At 69.4% G+C, this 268-nt stretch carries 1 pseudogene; it reads right to left on the bottom strand.

Features of this window, described 5'->3' with window-relative positions:
* Positions 1–185: pseudogene (gene phoP / locus MFF21_RS23740) on the bottom strand (two-component system response regulator PhoP); the annotation flags it as partial.
* Between the last annotated feature and the right edge of the window lie 83 nt (positions 186–268).

Here is a 268-nt window from a genome sequence, read left to right as displayed (position 1 = left end):
CGGCACACCTCGGTGCCGGGCAGCCCCGGCAGCATCAGGTCGAGCAGGACGAGATCGGCGCCGTTGCGCTCGAACTCGTCGAGCCCGTCGGGGCCCGTGGTCGCGACAGCGACCTCGAAGCCCTCCTTGCGGAGCATGTACGACAGGGCGCCGGAGAAGGACTCCTCGTCCTCGACGACAAGCACACGGGTCACGGAAGGACCTCCGGGGCGGAAAGCGTTTCGTACGCGGTTGAGTCGGGGGATGTGGTCCGCGAGGGACGAGCGGG

The organism is Methylobacterium organophilum, assembly GCF_022179465.1.
Lineage (GTDB): Bacteria > Pseudomonadota > Alphaproteobacteria > Rhizobiales > Beijerinckiaceae > Methylobacterium > Methylobacterium organophilum.
This window is presented reverse-complemented; position numbering and strand designations above follow the sequence as displayed.